At 70.4% G+C, this 24206-nt stretch carries 27 protein-coding genes; 14 read left to right on the plus strand and 13 right to left on the minus strand.

Going from position 1 to position 24206, the window contains the following annotated elements; all coding sequences use genetic code 11:
- Positions 1 to 150 precede the first annotated feature (150 nt).
- Positions 151 to 1278 (plus strand): branched-chain amino acid ABC transporter substrate-binding protein, encoded by a 1128-nt coding sequence (locus STVA_RS14145; protein WP_123688832.1) that lies wholly within the window; start codon positions 151 to 153, stop codon positions 1276 to 1278.
- Here STVA_RS14145 and STVA_RS14150 read toward each other — a convergent pair.
- From STVA_RS14150 to STVA_RS14180, 7 genes are all read right to left on the minus strand, one after another.
- Positions 1251 to 1751 (minus strand): group III truncated hemoglobin, encoded by a 501-nt coding sequence (locus tag STVA_RS14150; RefSeq protein ID WP_245978207.1) that lies wholly within the window; start codon positions 1749 to 1751, stop codon positions 1251 to 1253. The two genes, STVA_RS14145 and STVA_RS14150, sit on opposite strands and share 28 nt — an antisense overlap.
- Before the next feature lie 136 nt (positions 1752 to 1887).
- Positions 1888 to 2439 (minus strand): chlorite dismutase family protein, encoded by a 552-nt coding sequence (locus tag STVA_RS14155; protein WP_123688564.1) that lies wholly within the window; start codon positions 2437 to 2439, stop codon positions 1888 to 1890.
- Positions 2440 to 2471: 32 nt separating this feature from the next.
- Entirely contained in the window at positions 2472 to 2978 is a 507-nt protein-coding gene (locus tag STVA_RS14160) for a GNAT family N-acetyltransferase (RefSeq protein ID WP_123688565.1), read from the minus strand.
- Positions 2975 to 5062 carry an acetate--CoA ligase family protein gene (locus STVA_RS14165; protein WP_123688566.1) on the minus strand — a complete coding sequence of 696 codons (2088 nt, stop codon included), beginning with the start codon at positions 5060 to 5062 and terminating at the stop codon, positions 2975 to 2977. Before STVA_RS14165 ends, STVA_RS14160 begins: the two co-directional genes overlap by 4 nt.
- A gap of 25 nt (positions 5063 to 5087) precedes the next feature.
- Positions 5088 to 5450: a Zn-ribbon domain-containing OB-fold protein gene (locus tag STVA_RS14170; protein ID WP_123688567.1), complete on the minus strand. Its 363-nt coding sequence runs from the start codon at positions 5448 to 5450 to the stop codon at positions 5088 to 5090.
- Positions 5450 to 6580 (minus strand): thiolase family protein, encoded by a 1131-nt coding sequence (locus STVA_RS14175; protein WP_123688568.1) that lies wholly within the window; start codon positions 6578 to 6580, stop codon positions 5450 to 5452. The genes STVA_RS14170 and STVA_RS14175 overlap by 1 nt, the downstream gene beginning before the upstream one ends.
- Positions 6581 to 6628: 48 nt before the next feature.
- On the minus strand, positions 6629 to 7567 hold the full coding sequence (locus STVA_RS14180; RefSeq protein ID WP_123688569.1) for a LysR substrate-binding domain-containing protein: 939 nt from the start codon (positions 7565 to 7567) through the stop codon (positions 6629 to 6631).
- A gap of 78 nt (positions 7568 to 7645) precedes the next feature.
- Here STVA_RS14180 and STVA_RS14185 point away from each other — a divergent pair, with 78 nt between their 5' ends.
- A complete protein-coding gene (locus STVA_RS14185; RefSeq protein ID WP_245978208.1) occupies positions 7646 to 8362 on the plus strand; it encodes a class I SAM-dependent methyltransferase in 717 nt (238 codons plus the stop codon).
- Position 8363: 1 nt separating this feature from the next.
- On the opposite strand, the gene STVA_RS28365 is transcribed toward STVA_RS14185, so the two are convergent.
- Together STVA_RS28365 and STVA_RS14190 are read right to left on the minus strand one after the other, a co-directional pair.
- The gene (locus STVA_RS28365; RefSeq protein WP_276330451.1) at positions 8364 to 8489 is read right to left on the minus strand and encodes a hypothetical protein; all 126 of its coding nucleotides are present in this window, start codon (positions 8487 to 8489) and stop codon (positions 8364 to 8366) included.
- Positions 8489 to 9697: an MFS transporter gene (locus tag STVA_RS14190; RefSeq protein WP_123688570.1), complete on the minus strand. Its 1209-nt coding sequence runs from the start codon at positions 9695 to 9697 to the stop codon at positions 8489 to 8491. The genes STVA_RS28365 and STVA_RS14190 overlap by 1 nt, the downstream gene beginning before the upstream one ends.
- Positions 9698 to 9868: 171 nt before the next feature.
- On the opposite strand from STVA_RS14190, the gene STVA_RS14195 reads away from it, so the two are divergent.
- A complete protein-coding gene (locus tag STVA_RS14195) occupies positions 9869 to 10789 on the plus strand; it encodes an arginase family protein (protein WP_123688571.1) in 921 nt (306 codons plus the stop codon).
- 10 nt (positions 10790 to 10799) lie between these two features.
- On the opposite strand, the gene STVA_RS14200 is transcribed toward STVA_RS14195, so the two are convergent.
- The 4 genes from STVA_RS14200 to STVA_RS14215 form a co-directional block, all read right to left on the minus strand.
- Positions 10800 to 10988: a hypothetical protein gene (locus STVA_RS14200; RefSeq protein WP_179955402.1), complete on the minus strand. Its 189-nt coding sequence runs from the start codon at positions 10986 to 10988 to the stop codon at positions 10800 to 10802.
- A 61-nt stretch (positions 10989 to 11049) separates the two neighbouring features.
- Positions 11050 to 11409, minus strand: a complete 360-nt coding sequence (locus STVA_RS14205; RefSeq protein WP_123688834.1) for a YXWGXW repeat-containing protein — start codon at positions 11407 to 11409, stop codon at positions 11050 to 11052.
- A 57-nt stretch (positions 11410 to 11466) separates the two neighbouring features.
- The gene (locus STVA_RS14210; RefSeq protein ID WP_142235768.1) at positions 11467 to 11679 is read right to left on the minus strand and encodes a hypothetical protein; all 213 of its coding nucleotides are present in this window, start codon (positions 11677 to 11679) and stop codon (positions 11467 to 11469) included.
- A gap of 86 nt (positions 11680 to 11765) precedes the next feature.
- Positions 11766 to 12446 carry a DUF599 domain-containing protein gene (locus STVA_RS14215; RefSeq protein WP_123688572.1) on the minus strand — a complete coding sequence of 227 codons (681 nt, stop codon included), beginning with the start codon at positions 12444 to 12446 and terminating at the stop codon, positions 11766 to 11768.
- A 98-nt stretch (positions 12447 to 12544) separates the two neighbouring features.
- Between STVA_RS14215 and STVA_RS14220 the strand changes: the two genes are divergently transcribed.
- The 11 genes from STVA_RS14220 (at position 12545) to STVA_RS14270 (ending at position 24196) form a co-directional block, all read left to right on the plus strand.
- Entirely contained in the window at positions 12545 to 12934 is a 390-nt protein-coding gene (locus STVA_RS14220) for a dihydroneopterin aldolase (protein WP_123688573.1), read from the plus strand.
- A complete protein-coding gene (locus tag STVA_RS14225; protein ID WP_123688574.1) occupies positions 12934 to 13296 on the plus strand; it encodes a 4a-hydroxytetrahydrobiopterin dehydratase in 363 nt (120 codons plus the stop codon). Before STVA_RS14220 ends, STVA_RS14225 begins: the two co-directional genes overlap by 1 nt.
- Positions 13297 to 13413: 117 nt before the next feature.
- The gene (locus tag STVA_RS14230; RefSeq protein ID WP_197735632.1) at positions 13414 to 14403 is read left to right on the plus strand and encodes a tripartite tricarboxylate transporter substrate binding protein; all 990 of its coding nucleotides are present in this window, start codon (positions 13414 to 13416) and stop codon (positions 14401 to 14403) included.
- Positions 14404 to 14449: 46 nt separating this feature from the next.
- Complete coding sequence (locus tag STVA_RS14235; RefSeq protein WP_123688575.1) at positions 14450 to 15415, plus strand: tripartite tricarboxylate transporter substrate binding protein; 966 nt, start codon at positions 14450 to 14452, stop codon at positions 15413 to 15415.
- Between the two features lie 16 nt (positions 15416 to 15431).
- A complete protein-coding gene (locus STVA_RS14240) occupies positions 15432 to 15881 on the plus strand; it encodes a tripartite tricarboxylate transporter TctB family protein (protein ID WP_123688576.1) in 450 nt (149 codons plus the stop codon).
- A 13-nt stretch (positions 15882 to 15894) separates the two neighbouring features.
- Positions 15895 to 17397, plus strand: coding sequence for a tripartite tricarboxylate transporter permease (locus STVA_RS14245; protein ID WP_420822792.1), 1503 nt, complete (start codon positions 15895 to 15897; stop codon positions 17395 to 17397).
- A 9-nt stretch (positions 17398 to 17406) separates the two neighbouring features.
- The gene (locus STVA_RS14250; protein ID WP_123688577.1) at positions 17407 to 19089 is read left to right on the plus strand and encodes an N-acyl-D-amino-acid deacylase family protein; all 1683 of its coding nucleotides are present in this window, start codon (positions 17407 to 17409) and stop codon (positions 19087 to 19089) included.
- A gap of 22 nt (positions 19090 to 19111) precedes the next feature.
- Positions 19112 to 20263, plus strand: coding sequence for an acyl-CoA dehydrogenase family protein (locus STVA_RS14255; protein WP_123688578.1), 1152 nt, complete (start codon positions 19112 to 19114; stop codon positions 20261 to 20263).
- Entirely contained in the window at positions 20260 to 21261 is a 1002-nt protein-coding gene (locus STVA_RS14260; protein ID WP_123688579.1) for an acyl-CoA dehydrogenase family protein, read from the plus strand. The genes STVA_RS14255 and STVA_RS14260 overlap by 4 nt, the downstream gene beginning before the upstream one ends.
- Complete coding sequence (locus STVA_RS14265) at positions 21261 to 23411, plus strand: acetate--CoA ligase family protein (RefSeq protein WP_123688580.1); 2151 nt, start codon at positions 21261 to 21263, stop codon at positions 23409 to 23411. Before STVA_RS14260 ends, STVA_RS14265 begins: the two co-directional genes overlap by 1 nt.
- Positions 23408 to 24196: an enoyl-CoA hydratase-related protein gene (locus STVA_RS14270; protein ID WP_123688581.1), complete on the plus strand. Its 789-nt coding sequence runs from the start codon at positions 23408 to 23410 to the stop codon at positions 24194 to 24196. The genes STVA_RS14265 and STVA_RS14270 overlap by 4 nt, the downstream gene beginning before the upstream one ends.
- Positions 24197 to 24206 lie beyond the last annotated feature (10 nt).

Consider the following 24206-nt stretch of genomic DNA (forward strand, 5'->3'; position numbering starts at 1 on the left):
GGGTCTCCTTGGGGGGATAACGAGGGGGGCGACCCACACCATAGCAAAGGCCGCGCCGCGCCGCCGCCCGGATCGAAACCATCTTCGGACGATTGCCAGCAGCGCGGCCGCGCTGCTAGATGCCTCGGCCCTTGCCCGGCGGAGGTGAAGATGCAGCGACGCGCGCTATTGCTGGCCCTGATCGTGGCTGCCGCCATCCCCGTTCGATCCGTGACCGCCGCCGAGCCGCTGGTCGTCGCCACGGTCGGCCCGATGACAGGCCAGTACGCCATCTTCGGCGAGCAGCTTCGTCGCGGTGCAGAGCTGGCGGTCGAGACCATCAATACCCAGGGCGGCGTGCTCGGCCGCAAGCTGCGGCTCGAGGTCGGCGACGACGCCTGTGACCCCAAGCAGGCCGTGGCGGTGGCGAACCGGCTGGCGACCCGGCGGGTGGCATTGGTCGCCGGCCACTACTGCTCCTCCTCCTCCATCCCGGCGCTGGCGGTCTACCACGAGGCCGGCATCCTGCAGATCACGCCCGCTTCGACCGCGCCCGCGCTGACCGACGACGCCGCGCGCCGGAAGTGGCGCAACATCTTCCGCACCTATGGCCGGGACGATGCCCAGGCCAAGGTGTCCGGGCGCCTGCTGATCGAACGCTTCGGCGACCGCAACGTCGCCATCCTGCACGACAAGACCGCCTATGGCCGGGGCCTCGCCGACGAGACGCGCGCCGTCTATCGCCAGGGCGGGCGGCAGGAGGCGATGTACGAGGCGATCACCCAGGGCGACAAGGATTTCACCGCGCTGGTCACCAAGATGAAGGCGGCCCAGATCGGCGCGATCTACCTGGGCGGCTACCATACCGAGGCGGGGCTGATCGTCCGCCAGGCACGCGACCAGGGGCTGGACGCGGTGATGATCTCGGGCGACGCGCTGGTCACCGACGAGTTCTGGAAGATCGCCGGCCAGTCCGGCACGGGCACGCTGATGACCTTCGCGCCCGACCCGCGGCAGGAGCCGGCGGCCGCCGCCGTGGTCGAGCGGTTCCGCCAGGGCGGCTACGAGCCGGAGGGCTATGCCCTCTACACCTATGCCGCGATCCAGGTCTGGGCGGCGGCCGCCACCAAGGCGAAGTCGGTGGCGACCGCCAAGGTGGCCGATGCCCTGCGCGCCGGCACGTTCGACACGGTCGTCGGCCAGCTCCGCTTCGATGCCAAGGGCGACGTGGTCGATCCGAAATACGCGGTCTATGCCTGGAAGGACGGGCGCTACGCGGTGGCGGTCCCCGCGCGCTGATCGACGTCCACCAGCCAGGCCGGGCGCGGCCGGCGCTGCGGGAACGGCCGGCCATGGTGGGTGGCGATGCCCAGCTCGAAGCTCTCGGCAATGCGGTGCGCCCGCTCCACGAAATGGGCGGCGGCCGCATCCCCGGCGCATTCGCGCCGGGCGGTTTCCTCGAACAGCGCCAGCCAACGATCGAAATGCGCCCGCTCCAGGCCCAGGCGGATATGCGGGGCCATCGGCCGGCCGTGGTAGCGCCCGGTCATCAGGGCGACCGAGGACCAGAAGTCGCACATCTGCGCCAAGTGGCGGTCCCAGTCCTTGACCTGGCCCAGGAAGACCGGCCCGATCAACGGGTCGGCCCGCACGGCGCCATAGAAGGCGTGGACAAGCCGCCGGATCATCGCCTCGTCGATGCCCGTGCGCTCCATGACGTCCTGCGTCAGCAACTGCCGGCGTTCCGGACCGCCTTCGTGATCGTCGCTCATGCCGAATACCCCGCGTTTGTCTGTCCGGAATGTCCGGCTGCGGCGCGGGGTCCGCAATGGGGTGCGACAGAGAGCCTCCCGGCCTGATCGACCTGGGCCGCTCGTCCGCCGGCGTGGGAGCCCATCGCTCCTTGGGCTACCAGCGCTCGAGGCGGATGTCGACCTCCCGGTCGACGTAGCGCCACTCCGGGGTGTCCCGGAGCCGGGACACCATATCCTCGAACGCAGGGGCATCGCCTGGCGCATACTCGAACCAGGTCAGGAAGTCGAAGGGGCCGCCAAGTTCGCGGGCATGATGCAGGCGCCGGGCGACCCCGGGCAGGTATTGCAGGCCGATGGCGATGTGCCGCGACTGTTCCTCGAAGATTGCCCTGCGCTCGTCCTGGGCCAGCGCCCACCACGCCTCGGTCTTGCGGATGGGGATGAGGGCCGCCCTCGTTGCGAGGGGCCGACCAAGCCCCTGCTGTACCGCCGACAGGGCGTCGACCTCGGCCCGTTGCGTGTAGCGGGTGTTGCTGGTGGTCCCGCGCAATATCCAAGTGCTGCCGGATACGGGTGCAGCAGCCCCTTCCTCGATCGCCAGTCGGTCGGCCAGCGCAAGGCTCTCGCCGGTGACGGCGTCGATGCGGTCGATGCGCCAGGGTCCGGCGGTCCCCGCGATGAAGTGAACCAGGAGCGGTGGCGGCATTGCTGGACGGTATCCCGACTGGTGGAACCCGATCAACCGCAGCCTGCCGGCTGCGTCAGGCCCAGCATGAGGTAGCGCACGCTTTTGCCACGATCTGGCAGCGTCGCCCGCCCGACCTCGCGGAAGCCCAGTGCGGCATGGAACGCATCGGAGCCGGGGTTGGGCGGATCGGTATTGACCTCGCAGCAGACCCGGTCATGGCCTGCCGCGACGGCTGCGGCGAAGAAGTCGGCATAGAGCGCCCGTGCCAACCCGCGGCCGCGCCCGGCCGGCGCCACCACCACCCGGTCGACATAGGCGAAGCGGGGATGGCGCGCCCGGAACCACAGGAAGTTCGGGCTGTCATAGGCGGCATCCTGGTCGAGCCCGACCAGGAGTGCGGCCCCCTCCCCGGCCATGCGCGCATGGAAGGCGGTGGCCAGCAGCGCCGCCAGCCCATCGGCCGACAGGAGCGACAGCTCGGTCGCGTGGTCGTTGTTCAGCGCCAGCAGACGCGCATGATCGGCAGCCGACGGCCGGCGCAGCACCGGCGCCGTCATGCGCGCTCCACCAGCGCATCGACGATGGCCGTCGGCTCGCCGGCCGCGCCGACCATCACAGGGTTGAGGTCGACCGATGCGATGCGGCCGCCGGCCGCCTGCATCAGGGCGCCCAGGCGCACCGCCGCGTCGGCATAGGCAGCAAGGTCGAGCGCCGGCTCGCCGCGCGTGCCCTTCAGGATGGGCGCGATGCGCAGGCCCATCAGCGCGTCGACCACTTCGGCGGCAGAGAAGGGCGGCACCAGGATGGCGACGTCGCCCAGCGCCTCGACATACTTGCCGCCGTCGCCGACCATGATCGCCGGCCCGACCATCGGGTCCAGCCTGGCGCCCAGGACCAGCTCGCGCCGGCCCTTCACCATGGCCGCGACGATCACGCCTTCGGCCGCTGCCCCCATCGCCGCCAGGGCCGCCATCTGCCCCTCGAAGGCGGCGGCGACCGCGTCGGCGTCGGCCAGGCCCAAGGCCACCAGCCCATGCTCGGACTTGTGCGGCACGTCGGCCGAGCAAGCCTTCACGGCCACCGGCCCGCCCAGCTCGGCGAAGGCCGCGCGCGCTTCGGCCACCGTGCGGCACATCCGGTGCGGCACCACCGGCATGCCCTGCGCCGCCAGCAGCGCCAGGCTGTCGGCCTCGTTCAGGAACGGCGTCGACCCGGCCGGCAGATTGACCGGCGCGGCGGCCGGCATCGTCGGCAGCGCGGTCCGCATCAGCGCCGTGTGCGCCGCAAGCTGCGCCAGGGCGCGCATGGCCGTGGTCTCGTTGGCATAGGTCGGGATGCCGGCCTCGGCGAAGATGGCCGCAATGTTGGGCTGCGGCACGCCGAGTGCCACCGGCTTGCCGGTGTCGGCCATGAACTGCGCGGTGTCGCGGGCGAACGCCGCCACGTCGTAGCCGGCGCCGGCGACTGGAATGGCGATGAAGAACAGGTCGGCCGCCGGGTCGCGCCCGACGATCGGCAGGATGTCGCTGAAGAGCCGGCTGTTCGACAGCAGGGCCGCCGTCACGTCGATCGGGTTGGTGGTGGTGGCAAAGCCCGGCAGCACGCCCTTCAGCCCCTCCACCGTCTCCGCCTGGAAGCGGCCGAGTGGCAGGCCAAGCTCGGTCGCGCGGTCGGCCGCCATGACGCAACTCGCACCCGAATTGCTGATGGCGACGATGCGTCGCCCCTCGGGCCGCCAGCCCTTCAGATACAGCTCGGCCGCCGCGCACCAGTCATGCATGTCGCTGGCGCGCCAGATGCCGTGGCGGCGCAGGAAGGCATCGATCACCCGGTCCTCGCCCGCCAGCGAGCCGGTATGCGAGCGCGCTGCCTGGGCGCCGGCCGCCGTCCGCCCGGCCTTCAGCGCCAGGATCGGCAGGTCGCGGGCACGGGCCGCCGCCGCCAGCTCGGCCAGGCGCGGCGCGTCGGTCATCCCTTCGAGATAGATCAGCAGCAGCTTGATGTCGGGATCGGCCACCATCGCCTGGGCCAGCTCGATCGCCGTCAGGTCGGAATCATTGCCCGTCGCGCAGACATAGCGCACGCCGATCCCGCGGCCGCGCAGCAGCGAATATGGCACCAGGCTGGTGGCGCCGCTCTGGCTGACGATGCCGACCGGGCCGTCGGCGGGCGGCGCCTCGATGAACATGGTGGCGAAGTTGGCGACGGCACCCGTGGCGAAGTTCGCCAGCCCCTGGCTGTTCGGGCCGACGATGCGCATGCCGCGCGCCCGGGCGCGAGCCACCATGGCGCGCTGCGCCTCCAGCCCCGCCTCGCCCGTCTCGCCGAAGCCCGATGCCATCACCACGCAGACCTTCACCCCGCGCTCACCGCAGGCGTCGATTGCCTGGATGCCGGCCTCTCCCGGGATGGCGACGACGACCAGTTCCGGCGCCTCGGGCAACGAGGCGAGGTCGGGATAGGCCTTGTAGCCCTGGATCTCGGGCCGGGTCGGGTTGATGGGATAGACGGCACCCTTGAAGCCGAACTTGGACAGGAAGTGGATCGGTCGCCCGCCGACCTTGTTGGGGTTCTCGGACGCGCCGATGACAGCGACGGAGCGCGGGTTGAGGGCGGCGCGAAGGCCTTCGTCGAGCGGCATGGCGATCCTGGGGAAGATTGGGGAATCAAAGGGCGACGAAGCGCGGCAGGTGCCGCCCCTCATGCGCCAGGAAGGTGACCGCGACCCGCTGACCGATCGCCAGGCCGGGCATGCCGTGGGCCATCATGCGCACCCCCTCGTCGAGGTCGACCAGCAGGATGGCATAGGGGACCAGCGGCCGGAATGCGTCGGACGGCGCGCGGGTGACGAGGGTGGCTGCGTGCACCGTGCCGGTGCCCGCCGCCCGCCGCCATTGCAGCGAGGTCGACCCGCAGGCGGTGCAGAATTCGCGCGGGAAAGTCTGCCACGTGTCGCAGGATGTGCAGCGGCGCAGGCGCAACTCGCCCGCCGCACAGCCATCCCAGAAATGCCTTGCCAGCGGTTCCATCACTCGGCCCTCAACACGAGGCTGACATGGGACGACATGACGCCGCCGTCGCCATGGACGAAGGCCGTGCGCCGGTCGGGCACCTGGCGGGCGCCCGCCTTTCCGGCTAGCTGGCGATAGGCCTCGGCGATATGAGCCATGCCGCCGCCGACGCCGCAGTGACCGAAGGCCAGCAGCCCGCCATGGGTGTTGAGCGGCAGCGATCCGGCCGGGCCGAACGCGCCCGCTCGCGCCATCGCGGCGGCACCACCGCGCGGTGCGAAGCCGATCTCCTCCAGCAGCATCGTCAGCGTGATCGTGAAGCTGTCATAGACCGCCAGATAGTCGATGTCGTCGAGCCCAGCCCAGGCCTCCTCCAGCGCGCGCTCGGCCGCCAGCGCCGCCCCCGTCTGCGTCAGGTCGGCGGCGTGGGTGATGTGCTGGTGGCGATGGGCCTGGCCCATGCCGGCGATATGCGCGCCGCCGCCGGCCGCCTCGGCCGCCACCACCAGCGCCACCCCGCCATCGGAGATCGGGCAGCAGTCGAGCAGCTTCAGGGGGGCCGCGATTGGCTTGGACGCCAGCACGTCGGCCACGGTGATGGGTGCTGCCTGGTGGGCGCCGGGGCAGTTGGCGGCATGGCCACGCATCAGCACCGCGAACTCCGCCAGGTCGGCCTCGGTCACGCCATGGACATGCATGTAGCGCGACGCCAGCAGCGCATAGTAGGCCGGGATGGTGGCGCCGTAGGGCACCTCGAAATCCGGGTGGCCGACCTGGGCCAGTGTCTGGATCGAGGAATCCCGGCTCTGCCCGGTCGCCCGGTTCTCGGCCCCGATGACGAGGATGCGGCGACACTGGCCGGCGTCAGCCAGCCGGGCCGCCAGCATCGTCATGGCGCAGCCGGTGGCCCCGCCCGCCTGCATCGCGTGGGCATAGACCGGGTCCAGCCCGAAATGCTCGGCGAAGACGGTTGCCAGCATCAGGTGCGGATGGGTGGTCGAATAGCCGCAGATCAGCCCGTCGATGTCGCCCCGCCGCAGCCCGGCATCGGCCAATGCGGCCGTTGCTGCCTGGGTCATCAGGTCGATGGTCGTCCGGCCCTCATGCCGACCGAAGCCGGTATCGCCGGCGCCGACGATGTGCGCCAAGTCGTTGTCCCTCCCGCAAGGTCCGGCAGTCTGCCCGCGCGATCATGGTCAGGGCAAGGCGGCCGACGGACTGCCGCCGCCATAGTCACCACGGCCCAGGAAATTCCGCAGTCGCGCGACATGTGGGTTACGGGCAGCACCCGGCCTCGTCCGCGCCACGAACGTCCACGACCCTGGCAGTGACAGTAAAGGGAACGGCCGCGCCAGACGGCCCGCCCGGAGTTCGTCATCGATCAAGGGCGAGCGTCCGAGGGCCAGCCCGGTGCCTGCCAGCGCACCGGCCACGACTTGATTGAAACTGCCGAACCGGATGGTCCGACCGGCTTTCCCAGCCGGTCGTCCAAGAAGCGGCAACCAGTGCGCCCAGCTCTTCTCGACATCGGCGCCGTGCTCTTCCTCCAGGAGGTTCTGAAGGAGGATGTCTTCTGCCGTTCCGCTGGCAAGAAGGGTCGGGCTGCATACCGGAAAGATGCTCTCGCGGAAGAGCAGATGGTCGGTAGCCAGCATCGCCGTCGGCCGGACCCGGATGATTGCGAGGTCGATGGCGGCCTGCTCCAGATCCGGCGCCTCGTCCTCGCAGGCGCGCAGGTGCCATGTGGCGCCAGCATGCCGGCCGGCGAACACGGCGAGGCGGGGTGCCACCCATAGCGAGGCGACCGAACCGCTGGCGGATATCGTCAGCGTCGGCGACGCCGGCCGGCCCTCGGCCCGGACCGCGTCGCAGGCGTCGGACAGTTTGGCCAGCGCCTCCTCGACGGCGTCCAGCAGCGCGCTGCCCGCCTTTGTCGCGGCCGTTCGGCTCAGTCCCGCCCCATTGCGCGCCCGTGTCACCAGTGCCGTTCCGAGCTGTCCCTCCAGCGTCCGGACCTGATGGCTGATGGCGCTGGTGCTGACATTGAGGGCGGCGGCGGCGCGGGCGAAGCTGCCCAGGCGGGCGACGGCAACGAAGGCCCGCAGGGCGGCGAGCGGCGGCAGGGGATGCACCATCGCTGTCCAATATAGCTCAACAGCGGGTGAGCATACTGCGTTTGCGGGCGGGGGCGCGGACGGACGACGATCCCGGCCATGTTCAAGGCCGTGGAGGGCGAAATGTCTGGTTCCGAGTCAGCGATTGCGACGTGGCACAAGGATCGGGCGCAGGAGGACGCGATGGGCCCATCCCATGTGCCGATCTGGCGCCAGATGATCGGGCTGGTTGAGGAAGCGGACCTGTCCGACCGAAGCGTTCTGGACTTCGGCTGCAACCAAGGGGGCTTTCTGCGCACCCTTCACGCCCTCCGGCCATTCCGCTTCGGGCTCGGCGTCGACATCGCGGTAGAATCCCTGGCCGCCGCGCAGGCCATGAAGGGCAGTCTGCCGCTGGATTTCCAGCCGGCCGATCGGCTGGCGCAGCATGACGGCCGCTTCGATATCGCCTTCAGCCACGAGGTGGTCTACCTCGTCCCCGATGTCGCCCATCATGCCCGGCAGGTGCTGGCAGCGTTGCGACCGGGTGGCGTCTACTACGCCGCCACCGCCTGCCACACCGGGAATCGGCTCTGGCCGCTTTGGCGCCGACTGATCGAGGAACGGAGCCGCCTCGAGTTTCCCGACCGCTCGCTGGACGACTACGCCGCGGCGTTCCACGAAGCCGGTTTCTCGGTCGGGATGCGCAGCTTCGGACCCGGAGGCTTTGCCCCGTACAAGCCCCACTCCGACTCCGACTACTATCCGACGGTGGAAGACCGCATGTACGCGATGACAGATGCCAAGGTCCTGTTCCGGCTGGTCAAGGCGGAATAGTTCAGAAGCAGGCAGCCACCGCCGCGCCCAGGTCCAGCAGGATCGCCAGGCCGCGCTCGGACCAGATGACGATGCCGCCCAGCACCAGCAGGGCGGCCGCCAGGCCCGCCATGGCCTGGACCGGCATCACGCCCGCTGCGGTGCCGGGCCGGCGCGGCGGACGCCGCGCTCGTCGATCGGCCAGTGCAGCAGGGCCGCCACCAGGCCGAGCGCGGCCGAGGCCCACCACACGCTGTCGTAGGAGCCCGTCCAGTCATAGACGAGCCCGCCCACCCAGGGGCCGACGAAGCCGCCCAGTTGGTGGCTGAGGAAGACGACGCCGAACAGCGTCGACAGGTAGGTCGGGCCGAAGATCTGCGCCACCAGCCCGTTGGTGAGCGGGATGGTCGGCAGCCAGGTGAAGCCCATCCCGGCCGCGAAGATCAGCACCGACGTCTCCGAAACCGGCACCAGCATGAAGCCCGTCAGCAACACCGTGCGCACCAGGTAGAGCCAGGTCAGCACCAGCCGCTTCTCGAACCGCTGGCCGAGCCAGCCGCAGGCCAGCGTGCCCGCGATGTTGCACACCCCGACCAGCGTCAGGGCGGCCGCGCCCAGCCACGGCGCCATCCCCTTGTCGCCAAGGTAGGGCGGCAGGTGGACCATGATGAAGGCGAGCTGGAAGCCGCAGACGAAGAAGCCGGTGGTCAGCAGCAGGAAGGACCGGTCGCGCGCGGCCTCCGCCAGCGAGGCGGCGAGCCCCAACCGGACCGTGCCGGGTGCCGTCGGTGCCGGCATTACCCGCCGGCCCAGCCCCATGGCGAGCGGCACTGCCAGCATCGACGTGGCACCGAGGATTAGCAGCGCCGTGACCCAGCCGATCTCGCTGATCAGGATATGCGTGTAGGGCAGCGCCATGAACTGCCCGATCGAGCCGCCGAAGCTGGCCAGCGCCAGCGCCTTGGCGCGGTGTTCCGGCGGCGCGGCGCGGCCGACCGCGCTGAGGACGACCGAGAAGCCGGCCCCGCTCATGCCGATGCCGAGCAGCACGCCGCTCGACAGCATCTGCGCCCCGCCCCAGTCGGCCGCCATGACGACGACGCCGGCGACATAGAAGACGATCCCCGCCGCCGCCACCAGGCGCGGCCCGTAGCGGTCGGCGATGGCGCCGGCAACCGGCGCACCGAAGCCCCAGATCAGGTTCTGCAGGCCCATGGCGAAGGCGAACGCCTCTCGCGACAGGCCATAGTCGGTGCTCATGGGCAGCAGAAACAGGCCGAAGCCCTGGCGGATGCCGGCGACGATACCGAGGATCACCCCGGCCGAGACGATGATGACCCAGAGCGACCGACCCATTCGTCCCTGCCTGCAGGAGAAGCAACCTGCCCGTATTCTAGGCTGACGCGCCGCGTTTTGACAGGCGTGACCATCGCGATCGGTCTTCAACCGCTGCGGGAAGGCAGGGCGGGATCGAGGGCCGGAAGGCCGATTGCGGGCTTGCCGGCCAGCCGCCATAGTCGAGGGGCCATGACCCGCCTATTCCGTCCCGCCACCACCTTCATGGATGCGCCCGCCGCCGCCGACGCCCGCGGCAGCCGGGCCGTCATCATCGGCATGCCGTTCGACTGCGGCACGCACCCGGTGCGCATCGGCTCCCGCCAGGGGCCGGCCGCGATCCGGGAGCAGTCGGCCCTGCTGCGCGCCTTCGATCCGCTGACCAGTCGCAACCCGCTGGCTGAACTCAATGTGGTCGACCTGGGCGACGCGCTGGTGACGCCCAGCCTGATCGAAGCCTCCTTTGCCGCGATCGAGGCCGCCGTCTGGCATGCGGTCGATGCCGGCGCGGTGCCGGTGACGATGGGCGGCGACGGTGCCGTGACCTTGCCCCAGTTGCGCGCTTTGCACCGGCGCTTCCCGGATCTGTGCGTCGTCCATATCGACGCCCATACCGACGCGTACCCGATTCCTGGCTTCAACACCGCCACCACGTTCAGCCGCGCCGTCGAGGAAGGGGTGCTGGACCCGGGCCGTTCGTTCCACATCGGCGCGCGCGGGCCGACGATGGTGCCCGGCGTCTTCGAGTACGCCGAGGAACTGGGCTACACGCTGGTGACGATGGACCGCCTGATGGAGGACGGCATGGGCCCGGTCTTCAACCGCGTGCGCGAGCGCATCGGCGGCCGGCCGGTCTATCTCTGCTTCGACATGGATTTCTTCGACCCGGCCGTGGCACCTGGCGTCTGCACGCCGACCTGGGGCGGGGCGTCGGCGCGGGACGGGTTGCGCATCCTGCGCCGGTGCGGGGAATTGAACCTGGTCGCCTGCGACATCAACACCGTCAGCCCGCCGCACGATGTCGGCGGAATGACCGCGTTCCTGGCTGCGACCGTCCTGTGGAACTGCCTGGCGATGCTCGCCAACCGCGAGCATCGCCCCAACGCGTCGTAGCGCAAAACCGTCAGCGGAAGTACGGCCGGCCGTAGTAGCCGCGATAGTAGGGCGCGGGCGCGCCGTAGTAGCCACCGCCGCCGCGATAGTAGCCCGGCCCCGGTCCGGGACCCGGCACGTAGACCGCGCAGGCGCCAAGCAGGCCGGACAGCGCCACGGCGATGGCCACCGGCTTCAGGAAATACGGAACCTTCGACATTCTATCCTCCACAAGGAAGAAGGGAGGCGGTTACCCGCCTCCCCGTTCCAGAGCCTGCCGCTCAGCGCCAGCGGCCCTCGATGTACGTCCACTCGCCGCCGCGACGGACCCACCGGTCGCCGACCCAGACGGCCCGCGGGCGGGGCTTCTGAACGAACTCGCCCGGACGCCAAGCGTACTGGCCACCGTCGCGGACGTAGTAGCCCTTGCGCCAGACATACTGGTCACGCGGGCCGGGCGGGCGGCCCATCCGCTCGCGGCGCGGCGGCGGCGGGCCGCGGCGCGCATCGTCCTGTCGGAACTGGACCTGCTCGGCCTTGATGGCCTTGGCATGGTCCTGCGCCGCGGGGACGGCGTGCGGTGCCGCGCCGGCAGTCGCCAGGGGCGCCGCCAGCAGGACGGCCGCCAGAAGGCCCCGCATCAGAAACCGACGATCGTGTTCCATGGTCTTTACCTTCGGAAACAGAAGTTATCCGGCTCAGCGCCAATAGCCACGCTGCGGACCGCGACGATAACCGTCGTAGTAGCCGGAGCTGTTGGCACGGGGTCCGTAGTAGCCACCATCGCGATAACCGCCATGATGGCCATGGCAGGCAGAAAGGAACCCGGCCAATGCGGTGACGACCAGCAGAGGCTTCAAAACGCTGGAGATTCGGGACATCGAAATTTCCTCCTCATCGTTCAGAGCCACGCTGCTCCGTGTTCCTTAAGAACGAGCCGCCGAGCACTTCCAAGCGGCTCGGGGGAATTAACTCTCTGTAACCTTGTCGCGTTCCCTCAATCCTCGCCGAGCAGCACCCGGCGGGTGTGGGAGCGGAACTCGCGGCGATAAAGGACGAGCACGACCCAGATCGAGGCCGCCATGAACAGGCCCGGATGGACGAACCAGCACAGCGCCGCCAGCGCGAAATAGTAGGCGCGCAGGCCGGCGTTGAAGTTGTCGCCGGCCAGGTTCGCCAGGCGAGCCGCCTGGTCGGCCGCGGCCGTCAGTTCCGCCGGGTCGCCATCGGCCGGTGGCGTCGCCCCAAGCACGATGCAGCAATAGTTGAACTGGCGGACCGACCAGGTGAGCTTGAAGAAGGCATAGGTGAAGGACACCAGCAGCAGCATGATCTTCAGCTCCCAGAAGACCTTGCTGGTGTGCGCGGCGAACGGCAGGTCGAGCAGGATGTCGCGCGCCCGGTCGGCCGCCCCCAGCACCGCCAGCAGCCCGCCCAGGATGAAAATCGTGGTCGAGGTGAAGAAGGTGACGCTGCGCATCAGGTTGCCCAGCAGGTTGGTGTCGCCGATGCGGTTGTCGCGCCGCACCGCCTCCTCCATCCAGCGCCGCCGCAGCGTGTGCACCGTGGTGATGAGGTTGCCCTGCCCCCAGCGGCTGTGGTCGGCCACGAAGGTGTAGCCGCACCAGGCGACGATGAAGGTGGCGAACGCCACGCCATCGAGGATCGAGATGTTCATCGGCCAGCCAACCTTTCGCGCCCGGCGCAGCAGTCGGCTGGGAAGATACAACCGGCGGGCTCGCGTGTTCAGGCTTGAGCGGCAGGCTGCCGGGGGCCATGTTCGCGGGCATCATGCCGAGCGACACCGCCCCCTACCGCATCCTCGTCCGCGACCTCGTCGTCGCGGCCTCGATCGGCGCCTATGCCCACGAGCATCACGCCCGCCAGCGGGTGCGGGTCAACGTGACGCTGGACGCCACGGTCGACCCCGCCCAGCCCGAGGATTCGCTGCGCCGGGTGATCTCCTATGGCGACATCGTCGAGGGCACGCGCGCGCTGGCGGCGGGCCGCCACTTCAACCTGGCCGAGACGCTGGCCGAGCATATCGCCGCCCTGTCGCTGGCCGACCCGCGCGCCATCCGGGTGACGGTGCGGGTGGAGAAGCTGGACGTCTTTCCCGAGGCCGTGGTCGGCGTCGAGATCGAGCGGCGCCGGGTGCCGGCCTGATGCGCACGCCGCCGCCCCTGCTGGAGGATGCTGCGGTCGACGCGCACCTGGCCCAGGCGCTGCCGGCCTGGCGGCGCGACGGCCGGTCGATCGTCCGGACGTTCCGGACCGGCGGCTGGAAGGCGACGATGCTGGCGGCCGGCGCCGTCGCCCATCTGGCCGAGGTCGCTTGGCACCACCCGACGCTGACGCTGGCCTACGACCGGCTGGACATCCGCCTGGACACGCACGAGTCCGGCGGCATCACGGGCCGCGACTTGGCGCTGGCCGCCGCCATCGAGCGCACCGTCGCCTGGCAGCCGGAAGCGCCGCTGGAAGGCACGCCGCAGGCCCCGCGCTTTGCCTATATCCGCCAGGAATAAGCCGAACATAAGCTCGCGGCTGGCGCGTTTCGCCACTATCATCCCGGTCCGAATCCATAGCACGCCGGCAACGAGACGAACGTCCGCGCCGGCGGTTTCCCCGGGAGGAGACGAGCCTTGACGAGCAGACGATCCCTGCTGATCGCCGGCGTGGCCGGTATATTGGCGCTGTCCGGCGCGATGACGCTGGCAACCGCCCCCGCCGGCGCCGCCTGGCCGAACGACAAGCCGATCGAGATGATCGTGGCCTACCCGGCCGGCGGCGGCACCGACATCGGCGCCCGCACCCTGCAGGTCTTCCTGGAGAAGTACCTGAAGGCGTCGGTCGTTGTGGTGAACCGGCCGGGTGCCGGCGGCGAGGTCGGGTTCACCGCATTGGCCCTGGCCAAGCCCGATGGCTACACGATCGGCATGATCAATTCGCCCGCGGCGTTGACGGTCCCAATCGAGCGCAAGGCCCGCTACAAGCTCGAGGACTTCGAGCCGATCGCCAACATCGTCGACGACTATTCCGCCCTCAGCGTCCACGTCGACAGCCCGTACAAGACCGTGGCGGACCTCGTCGCTTTCGCCAAGGCGAACCCGGGCGCGGTCACGATCGCCTCCACCGGCATCGGCTCCGACGACCATCTCGGCATCATCTATCTGGAGAAGGCATCGGGGGCGAAGTTCACCCACGTCCCCTTCCCCGGCACCGCACCCGCGCGCACGGCCCTGTTGGGCCGGCACATCACGGCTGCCGCCCTCAATATCGGCGAGGTCACCGCCTTTTCGGGCGATGCCGCCAAGCTGCGGGTGCTGGGCATCATGGCGGCAAAGCGCTGGACCGACCGCCCCGACGCCCCGACCTTCCGCGAGCAGGGCTTCGAGGTGATCATGAGTTCGCAGCGCGGCCTGGCCGCGCCAAAGGGCACGCCCAAGGAGATCATCGACCGCATCGCGGCAGCCGTCGCCCAGACGATGAAGGACCCAGACTTCATCGAGAAGGCGCGTCAGCAGGTGCTGCCGCTCGACTACAAGGCCGCCGCCGACTGGTCGGCCGAGCTGACGAAGGCGGATGCGCAGTATCGCGAGGTCTGGCAGGCGACGCCCTGGCAGGCGAAGTAGGCACGGACCGTCGACAAGAACAATCGCTACCGGGAGGAAACATCGCATGCGCCGGTCCCTGACCGCGGCGGCCCTGTTCGCCGCCATCGCCGCCTTTGCGCCCGCGTCCGAGGCCGCCTGGCCGAACGACAAGCCGATCGAGATCATCGTCGGCTTTTCCGCCGGGGGCGGCACCGACATCATGGCCCGCACCCTGGCGCCGTTCCTGGAGAAGTACCTGAAGGCGAAGATCACGGTGGTGAACCGCGGCGGCGCCGGCGGCGAGATCGCCTGGACCCAACTGGCCCAGGCCAAGCCGGACGGCTACACCATCGGCTTCATCAACACGCCCAACGTCCTGACCATCCCGATCGAGCGCAAGGCTCGATTCTCGCTCGACGACTTCACGCCGATCGCCAACATGGTCGACGACCCCACTGCCTTCAACGTGCATGTCGACACGCCGATCAAGAACCTGAAGGAGCTGGTCGACTACGCCAAGGCGAACCCGGGTGCCGTCACCGTCGGCACGTCGGGCATCGGCTCGGACGATCATCTGGCCATGCTGGCGCTGGAGCGTGCGGCCGGGATCAAGATGACCCATGTCCCCTTCGCCGGCTCGGCGCCGACGCGCACCGCGCTGCTCGGTCGCCACATCACCATCGGCTCGGTCAACCTGGGCGAGGTCACCTCCTACACGGGCGATGCCGGCCGCATCCGCATCATCGGCCACATGGCGGCCGCGCGCTGGCAGGGCAACGAGTCCGCGCCCACCTTCCGCGAGCAGGGCATCGACATCGTCATGGGCTCGCAGCGCGGGCTGGGCGCGCCCAAGGGGCTGCCGCCGGAGATCCTGGAGCAGATCGTGAAGGCCGTGCAGCAGACGGTCGACGATCCGGATTTCAAAGAGAAGGCCAAGCAGCAGTACCTGCCGCTCGCCTACGAGCCGTCGGCATCCTGGGAGGCCTCGCTCCGTCGCCAGCAGAAGGAGTTCGAGGAGCTGTGGAAGTCCAGCCCCTGGGCTACGAAGTAGCTTCGGGAGCACGCCCATGCAGCTTCGCCATCCGCAGGACCTGGGCGCCGGCATCCTCTTCCTGCTGTTCGGGGCCGGTGCCTACCTGACCTCGGGCGAGCTGCAGGTCGGCGATGCCGCGACCATGGGGCCGGGCTACATCCCGCGCATGCTGGCGCTGGGGCTGATGCTGATCGGCGCCCTCACGGCCGCCCGCGCCTTTGCCGCCAGCGGGCCGGCCGTGGAACGCTTCGGCGCCCGCCCGCTGATCCTGGTGACGCTGTCGGTGCTGGTCTTCGCCATCACCGTGCGCTGGCTGGGTGTCATCATCGCCACGCTGCTGATCGTCGGCATCGGCAGCCTGGCCGACCGGGAATCGCGGCCGAGGGAGATCGTGATCGCCGGCATCGTGCTGGCCGCGCTTTCAGTCGGGCTCTTCGTCCATGCCCTGGGGGTGCAGATGCCGATCTGGCCCTCCTCCCCATGAATGACGCCTCGCCATGATGGACCTTCTGGCCAACCTTTCGACCGGCTTCGGCGCCGCGCTGACGCCGATGAACCTGCTGTTCTGCCTGGTGGGGGCGCTGCTGGGCACGCTGATCGGCGTGCTGCCGGGCATCGGCCCGACGGCGACCATCGCCATGCTGCTGCCGGTGACCTTCTTCCTGCCGCCGCTGGGCGCCCTCATCATGCTGGCCGGCATCTTCTATGGCTCCCAGTATGGCGGCTCGACAACGGCCATCCTGGTCAACCTGCCGGGGGAGGCGTCATCGGTCGTCACCTGCCTGGACGGCTACCAGATGGCGGTCCAGGGCCGGGCAGGCGCCGCCCTGGCGACGGCCGCCCTGGGCTCGTTCTTCGCCGGCTGCTTCGCCACCGTGCTGATCGCCGCCGTCGCCCCGCCGCTGACCGAGCTCGCCCTGCTGTTCGGCCCGGCCGAGTATGTGGCCCTCATGGTGTTCGGCCTGGTCGCTGCCATCGTGCTGGCCAGCGGGTCGCTGGTGAAGGCGGTCGGCATGATCCTGCTCGGCATCCTGCTGGGGCTGGTCGGCACGGACGTGAACAGCGGCGCGCCGCGCTTCGCCTTCGGCGTGGCGGAACTCTATGACGGCATCGGCTTCGTCACGCTGGCGGTCGGCCTGTTCGGCATCGCGGAAATCTGCATCAACCTGGAGCGTACCGAGCGCCGCAAGATCCTGTCGGACCAGATCAACGGTCTCTGGCCGACCCGACAGGACCTGCGCGCGATGACGCCGGCCGTCCTGCGCGGCACGGCCCTGGGCTCGCTGCTGGGCGTGCTGCCGGGCGGCGGCGCCTCGCTGGCGGCCTTCTCCGCCTATTCGCTGGAGAAGAAAATCTCGCGCCATCCCGAGCGCTTCGGCAAGGGCGCGATCGAAGGGGTGGCCGCACCGGAATCGGCCAACAACGCCGCTGCCCAGACATCCTTCATCCCGCTGCTGACCCTGGGCATTCCGCCCAACGCGGTGATGGCGCTGATGGTGGGTGCCATGACCATCCACGGCATCGTGCCTGGTCCCGGCGTCATCCAGCAGAACCCGGTGCTGTTCTGGGGGATGATCGCCAGCATGTGGATCGGCAACCTGATGCTGCTGGTCATCAACCTGCCGCTCATCGGCATCTGGGTGCAGCTCCTGAAGGTGCCCTACCGCCTGCTGTTCCCGGCGATCCTTCTCTTCTGCTGCATCGGCGTCTACAGCCTGAACAACAGCCCGGTCGAGGTGGCGCTGGTGGCCGCCTTCGGCCTGCTCGGCTACCTCTTCATCAAGTTCGGCTGCGAGCCGGCCCCCCTGTTGCTGGGCTTCGTGCTGGGCCCGCTGCTGGAGGAGCAGCTCCGCCGGGCCATGCTGATCTCGCGCGGGGACTGGGGGGTGTTCATCGACCACCGCATCAGCCTCGTCCTGCTGCTCGCCGCCGCCGGCCTCCTCATCACGGTTGTGATACCGACCGTCCGGCGTACCCGGCGCGAGGCATTTCAGGAGTAGGATGATCCCATGCACGACCTGATCATCAAGGGCGCCCGGATCGTCGATGGCACCGGTTCCCCCGCCTACACCGCCGACCTCGGCGTCGCCGATGGCCGCATCGCCGAGATCGGCCAGCTAACCCAGCCGGCGCGCCGGACGGTGGACGCCGACGGGCTGGTCCTGGCCCCCGGCATCGTCGACGTCCACACCCACTACGACGCCCAGCTCACCTGGGACCCGACCGCCTCGCCGTCCACGGCGCTCGGCGTCACCACCGTGGTCATGGGCAATTGCGGCTTCTCGATCGCCCCCTGCCCGCCCGAGCGCCGCGACCTCGTCGCGCGCAACCTGTCGGAGGTGGAGGGCATGTCGCTGGCCTCGCTCCGCAGCGGCATCGACTGGCAGTTCGAGCGGTTCGGGGAGTATCTCGACCTCGTGCAGTCGAAGGCGCCGCACGTGAACGTGGCTGCCTTCGTCGGCCATTCGACCGTGCGTAGCGCCGTCATGGGCGAGGCCGCGTCCGAGCGCCGGGCCAGCCTGAACGAGCTGGAGGCGATGCGCCGGCTGGTCGCCGATTCGCTGGCGGCGGGCGCGGTCGGCTTCGCCTCCTCCCACTCCGAGAACCATAACGGCTATGGCGGCGTGCCGATGCCGTCGCGCATGGCCGACGAGGCGGAAATCCGCACGCTGGTCGGCGTGCTGGGCGAGGCTGGTCGCGGCATCTACCAGATGACCGCGGGGCCGAATACCAGCGTCGCCTTCCTGGAGAGCCTCGGCCGCGACAACCGGCGGCCGGTCATCTTCTCGTCGGTGTTCCAGAACGACACCTTCCCCGATCGCGGGCCGGGCCAGCTACGCGACTGTGCCGCCGCCGGCACCCGGGGGGTCGAGGTCTATGGCCAGACCTCGTGCCAGCCGCTGACTATGGAATTCACCCTGGCCAACGCCTATCCGCTCTCCAGCCTGGACGTGTGGGACGACCTGCGCGGGGCCGACACCGCGACGCTGATGCGCAGCTTCGCCAGCGCCGATTTCCGCCAGCGCTTCCGCGCGACGCTGGGCACGCCCAAGAAGGGCAAGCTCTTCTACGGCAACTGGGCGCGGGTCCAGGTGGGGGCCGCCGGCACGCCGGCACGGGCCCGGCTGGAGGGCCGCTCCATCGCCGACATCGCGGCCGAGCAGGGCGCCGATCCGGTCGACGCCTTCTTCGACCTGGCGGTGGCCGAGGAACTGGCCACCCTCTTCTCGGCCCAGCTCATCAATGCCGACGAGGCGCAGCTAGAGCCGATGCTGAAGCACGCCAACGGCGTCATCGCGCTGTCGGATGCGGGCGCCCATCTGAGCTTCCTCTGCGATGCCGGGTATGGCCTGCACCTGCTCGGCCGCTGGGTGCGCGACCGCGGTGCCTTCACGCTGGAGGAGGCGGTGCGCCAGCTCACCTCCAAGCCGGCCGACATCTATCGCATCCCCGGCCGCGGCCGCATCGCCGTGGGCGGCCATGCCGACCTGATGCTGTTCGACCCCGCCCGCATCGCCCCCAGCCCGCGTCCGCGCCGGGTGCCGGACCTGCCCGGCGGCGACAGCCGCATGGTGCGCGACCCGATCGGGATGCACGGCACCTGGGTCAACGGCGTGGCCGTGCATGACGGGCGGGACTATACGCGCCCCGCCGCCGGCCCCGGCCAGGTGCTGCGCTCCTTCAACGCCTGAACGCTTCCCGGACGGACATTCCATGACCGCTTTGCGTTTCGACCCGCCCACCCTGCCGCCCGGGGCCGAGGCCCTGCGCGAGGAGGTGCGGCGCTTCCTGGCCGACGAACGGGCCAAGGGCACCTGGAGCCCACGCGGCGACTTCGGGACCCACCCCGACACCGCCTTCAGCCGGCTGGTCGGCCAGCAGGGCTGGATCGGCATGACCTGGCCCAGGCAGTATGGCGGGCACGAGCGCAGCGGCCTGGAACGCTATGTCGTGACCGAGGAACTGCTGGTCTCTGGCGCCCCCATCACCGCCCACTGGATCGCCGACCGCCAGAGCGGGCCACTGATCCTGCGCGTCGGCACCGAGGCGCAGAAGCAGCGCTTCCTGCCGGCCATCGCGCGCGGCGAGATCTTCTTCTGCATCGGCATGAGCGAGCCGGATTCCGGCTCCGACCTGGTGTCGATCCGCACCAAGGGGACCAAGGTCGAAGGCGGCTGGCGCATCACCGGGCGTAAGGTGTGGACGTCGAACGCCCATATCTGCGACTACGCCATCACGCTGGTGCGCACCGGCCCGCAGGAGCCCGACCGCCATTCCGGCCTGTCGCAGTTCATCCTCGACCTGAAGGCGCCGGGGGTCGAGATCCGCCCGATCCGCAACCTGGCCGGTCATCACGACTTCAACGAGATGATCCTGGACGACGTCTTCCTGGCCGACGACATGCTGGTCGGCCAGCCGGGCGACGGCTGGAAGCAGGTGACGAGCGAGCTCGCCTTCGAGCGCAGCGGGCCGGAACGGTTCCTGTCGACCTATCGCCTGCTGGCGGCCCTGGTCGATCGCGGCGGCACCGCCCCCGACGACCGGGTGGCCGAGGCGACGGGCCGGTTCGTGGCGCATATGTGGGCACTCCGCGGCATGTCGCTGTCGATCGCTGGCATGCTGCAGGCGGGCGAGACGCCGAACCTGGAGGCGGCCTGCGTCAAGGACTTGGGCAACGCGTTCGAGCGGGCGATCCCCGAGACGGCGCGGCTGGTGGCGCCGTCGGCGATGCCCGTCGCCGGCGCCAACGACCCCTTCGAGACGATCCAGGCGGAGGCGGTGCTGAACGCCCCATCCATCACGCTGCGCGGCGGCACGCGAGAGATCCTGCGCGGCATCATTGCCCGGGGGCTCGGCCTCAGATGAGCGATCTCGTTTTCGATACCGCCGACCGGCTGTTCCGCGACGCGGTCGACAAAGACCTGCTGGACCGCACCGAGGCCGGCGCCTTCCCCGAGGCCCTGTGGCAGGCGGTCGAGGAAACTGGCCTGGTCGAGGCCTTCGCCGATCCGGACACCGGCGTCGCCGATGCCGCCGCCGTGCTGCGCGCCGCCGGCCGCCATGCCGTGCCGCTGCCGATCGCCGAGACGCTGCTGGCCCGCCGCCTGCTCCAGCGGGCCGGGCTCGACATCCCGGCCGGGCCGCTGGCCCTGGCGCCGACCGACGTCAACGACCGTTCGGCCTTTGCCGGCGGGCGACTGATGGGGACCTTCTACAGCGTTGGCTGGGCCAGCCGGGCCACGGCGATCGTCGCCCTGGCGGACGGCCATGTGCTGGTGGTCGACCCGGCCCGGGCGCGGATCGAGCCCGGCCGGAACCTGGCCGGCGAGCCACGCGAGATCGTGACGATCGACGGCCCGCCGCTGGCGGCCGCCCGCGCGCCGATCATGCCCGAGACGCTGCGCCGCGAGGGTGCCTGGTCGCGCAGCCTGCTGATGCTGGGGGCGATGGAGACCACGCTGGAGGTGGCCGCCACCTATGCCAACGACCGCGTGCAGTTCGGCCGGCCGATCGGCAAGCAGCAGTCGATCCAGCACCAGCTTGCCCTGATGGCCGAGGAGGTGGCGGCGTCGGCCGTCGCCGCCCGCCTGGCAACCGAGCGCCTGGACGGCGACGAGGCTTTCCTGGCCGTTGCCTGCGCCAAGATCCGCTGCGGCGAGGCGGCCGGCAAGGCGGCCGAATATGCCCATCAGGTGATGGGGGCGATCGGCTTCACCCACGAGCACACGCTGCACCACCTGACCCGGCGCCTGTGGTCGTGGCGCGACGAGTATGGCCGCGAGAGCGACTGGTCGATCGAACTGGGCCAGCGCGTCGCCCTGGTCGGCGCCAATGGCCTCTGGCCCTGGCTGACGCGCGCTTGATGGCGGCCCCCGGCGTGGGCGGTCACGCCCTCGCCCCCTTCTTCGCCCCGCGCTCGGTCGCCGTCGTCGGCGCCGCCGACGATCCGACGCGCCTGCGTGGCCGTATCCTGGCGCAACTGCTGAAGGGCGGCTTCGCCGGGCCGGTCTATCCCGTGCACCCGACCGCGGCCACGATCCAGGGCCTGCCCGCCTATCCGTCCGTCGGTGCCACGCCGGCGCCGGCCGACCTGGCGCTGGTCGCGATTCCGTCCGACCGGGTACCGGGGGTGCTGGAGGAATGCGCGGCCGCCGGCGTCCGCAGCGTGCTGGTCTATTCCGGCGGCTTCGCCGAGGAGGGTGGCGAGAAGTCCCAGCTCCAGGACGAGGTGGCCGCCATCGCCGCGCGCACCGGCATCCGCGTCGGCGGCCCGAATAGCGTCGGCTTCCTCAACATCGCCGACGCCGTCTGCGCCACCTTCAGCCCGGCCATCGACTTCGACGCGCTGCCAGCCCAGCGCCAAGCGGCCGGCAAGCGCATCGGCATCGTCTCGCAGTCGGGCGGGCTGGGCTTCGCCATCTTCAATCGCGGCCTGCGTCGGCACCTGGCCTTCAGTCATGTGGTGAACACGGGCAACGAGGCCGACATCGACGCGACCGACGTGCTGGATTTCCTGGTGGAGGATCCAGCGACCGGTGTCATCGCCATGTTCCTGGAATCGATCCGCCGTGGCGACCGCTTCCAGGCGGTCGCCGCCAAGGCGCTGGAGCGCGGCAAGCCGATCATCGTCGCCAAGGTCGGCCGGTCGGAAGCCGGCCAGCGCGCCGCCCTGTCGCACACCGCCAGCCTGACCGGGGCGGACGCGGTCTATGACTCGGTCTTCCGCCATCTCGGCATCATCCGGGTCGACGACCAGGACGCCATGCTGGATGCAGCGCAGGCGCTGTCGCTGTGCCCGCCGCTGGCCGGACGCCGGGTCGGCATCGTCACCATCTCGGGCGGGGTAGGCGGCTGGATGGCCGACACCCTGTCCGGCCAGGGCTTCACCGTGCCGGCACTGTCGGCCGCCACCCAGGCGGAGATCCGCACCTGGCTGCCGGCCTTCGGCGCGGCGTTCAACCCCATCGACATCACCGCCAACGCGATGGAGAACGACCACCGCGCCCGCAGCCTGGAGACGCTGGCCGCAGCGGACGAGGTCGACGCCATTGTCAACGTGTCTTCGCTGGCCGCCGACCCGCGCCTGCCGCTGGAGCGCGACCGGCTGGCCGCCCTGGCGCGGACCAGTACCCGGCCGATCCTCTTCTACAGCTACCCGCTGCCGTCGCCGGCCGCCGCCGATATGCTGGCTGCCATCGGCATCCCCCTCTACACCAGCCTGGGCGGGGTCGCTCGCGCGCTGGATGCCCTGGCGCGCTATCACGAGGCCCGCCAGCCCAGGCCCGATGCGCCATCCGGCGGCAATGGGGCGGCGGCGCGCGCCGCGCTCGACCGGGCCGGCGGGAACCTCTGCGAGTACGAGGCCGCTCCGATCCTGGCCGCCTATGGCATCGCCGCGGCGCCGAGCCACCTCGCCCGCACCGCCAGCGAGGCCGTAGCAGCCGCCGCCCGCCTGGGCTTTCCCGTTGCCCTCAAGGTCCAGTCGCCGGACATCCTGCACAAGACCGAGGCCGGCGGCGTCGCCCTCGGCCTGGCCGACGAGGACGCCGTCGCGCGTGCCTTCGCGGCGATGGATGCCCAGGTCCGCGCCAGCCACCCCGCGGCCGCCATCCATGGCATCCTGGTGCAGAAGATGGCGCCCAGGGGGGTGGAGATGATCGCCGCCGTCGTCGCCGACCCGGGCTTCGGGCCGCAGGTCAGCCTGGGTTTCGGCGGTGTGCTGGTGGAGTTGCTGGGCGACCTCGCCATGGCCCCCGCCCCGCTTGCCACCGCCACGGTCGAGCGCATGGTCGGCCAACTGCGCGGCGCGCGCCTGCTGGACGGCTGGCGCGGTGCGCCGCCGGCCGACCGCGCCGCGTTCGCGGACCTCGCCTCGCGCCTGTCGCGGCTGGCCGCCGACCTCGGCGATCGCATCCTCGAAATCGAACTCAACCCCGTGCTCGTCCACCCCGCGGGCCAGGGCGTCACGATCGTCGACGCCCTCATCCGCCAGCGGCCGAAGGAACCGACATGACCGACCATCTGCTGTTCGCCGTCGAGGACGGCATCGCCACCATCACGCTCAACCGGCCGGAGCGGATGAACGCCTTCACCTTCGAGATGATCGACGCCTGGGTCGAGCGCATCCAGCAAGTGCGCCAGGACGACGGGATCAAGGTGCTGGTGGTGACGGGTGCCGGCAAGGCGTTCTGCGCCGGCGGCGACATCGTCGAGATGAAGGACCGGCTGGCGCAGACGCCGCTTCAGCGCAAGAACGAGCTGTGGACGCGCATCCAGCGCATCCCGCTGTCGCTGGAAGACCTCGACAAGCCGGTGCTGATGGCGGTCAACGGGGCGGCCACGGGTGCCGGCATGGACCTGGCCCTGCAAGGCGACCTGCGCTACGCGGCGGCGGGTGCCCGCTTCGCCGAGACCTATGTGAAGGTCGGGCTGGTGCCGGGGGCTGGCGGCGCCTGGTACCTGCCGCGCGTCGTCGGCGTCGCCAAGGCACTAGAGCTGTTCTGGACGGCGGACTTCGTCGACGGGGCGGAGGCCGAGCGCATTGGCCTCGTCAACAAGGTGGTGCCCGACGAGGAACTGCTGCCCCACGTCTATGGCGTCGCGCGCAAGATCGCCGGCAGCGCCATGCTGGCCGCCCGCCTGATCAAGCGCGCGGTCTATCAGGGCATGCGCACCGACCTGCGCACCAGCCTCGACATGATCTCCTCGCACTACGCCGTGGCGACGGCCGGCGAGGACCATCGCGAGGCGGTCGACGCCTTCATCGAGAAGCGCAAGCCCAGCTTCACCGGCCGCTGAGCCCCGGGGG

The sequence above is a fragment of the Stella humosa genome, assembly GCF_006738645.1.
Lineage (GTDB): Bacteria > Pseudomonadota > Alphaproteobacteria > ATCC43930 > Allostellaceae > Allostella > Allostella humosa.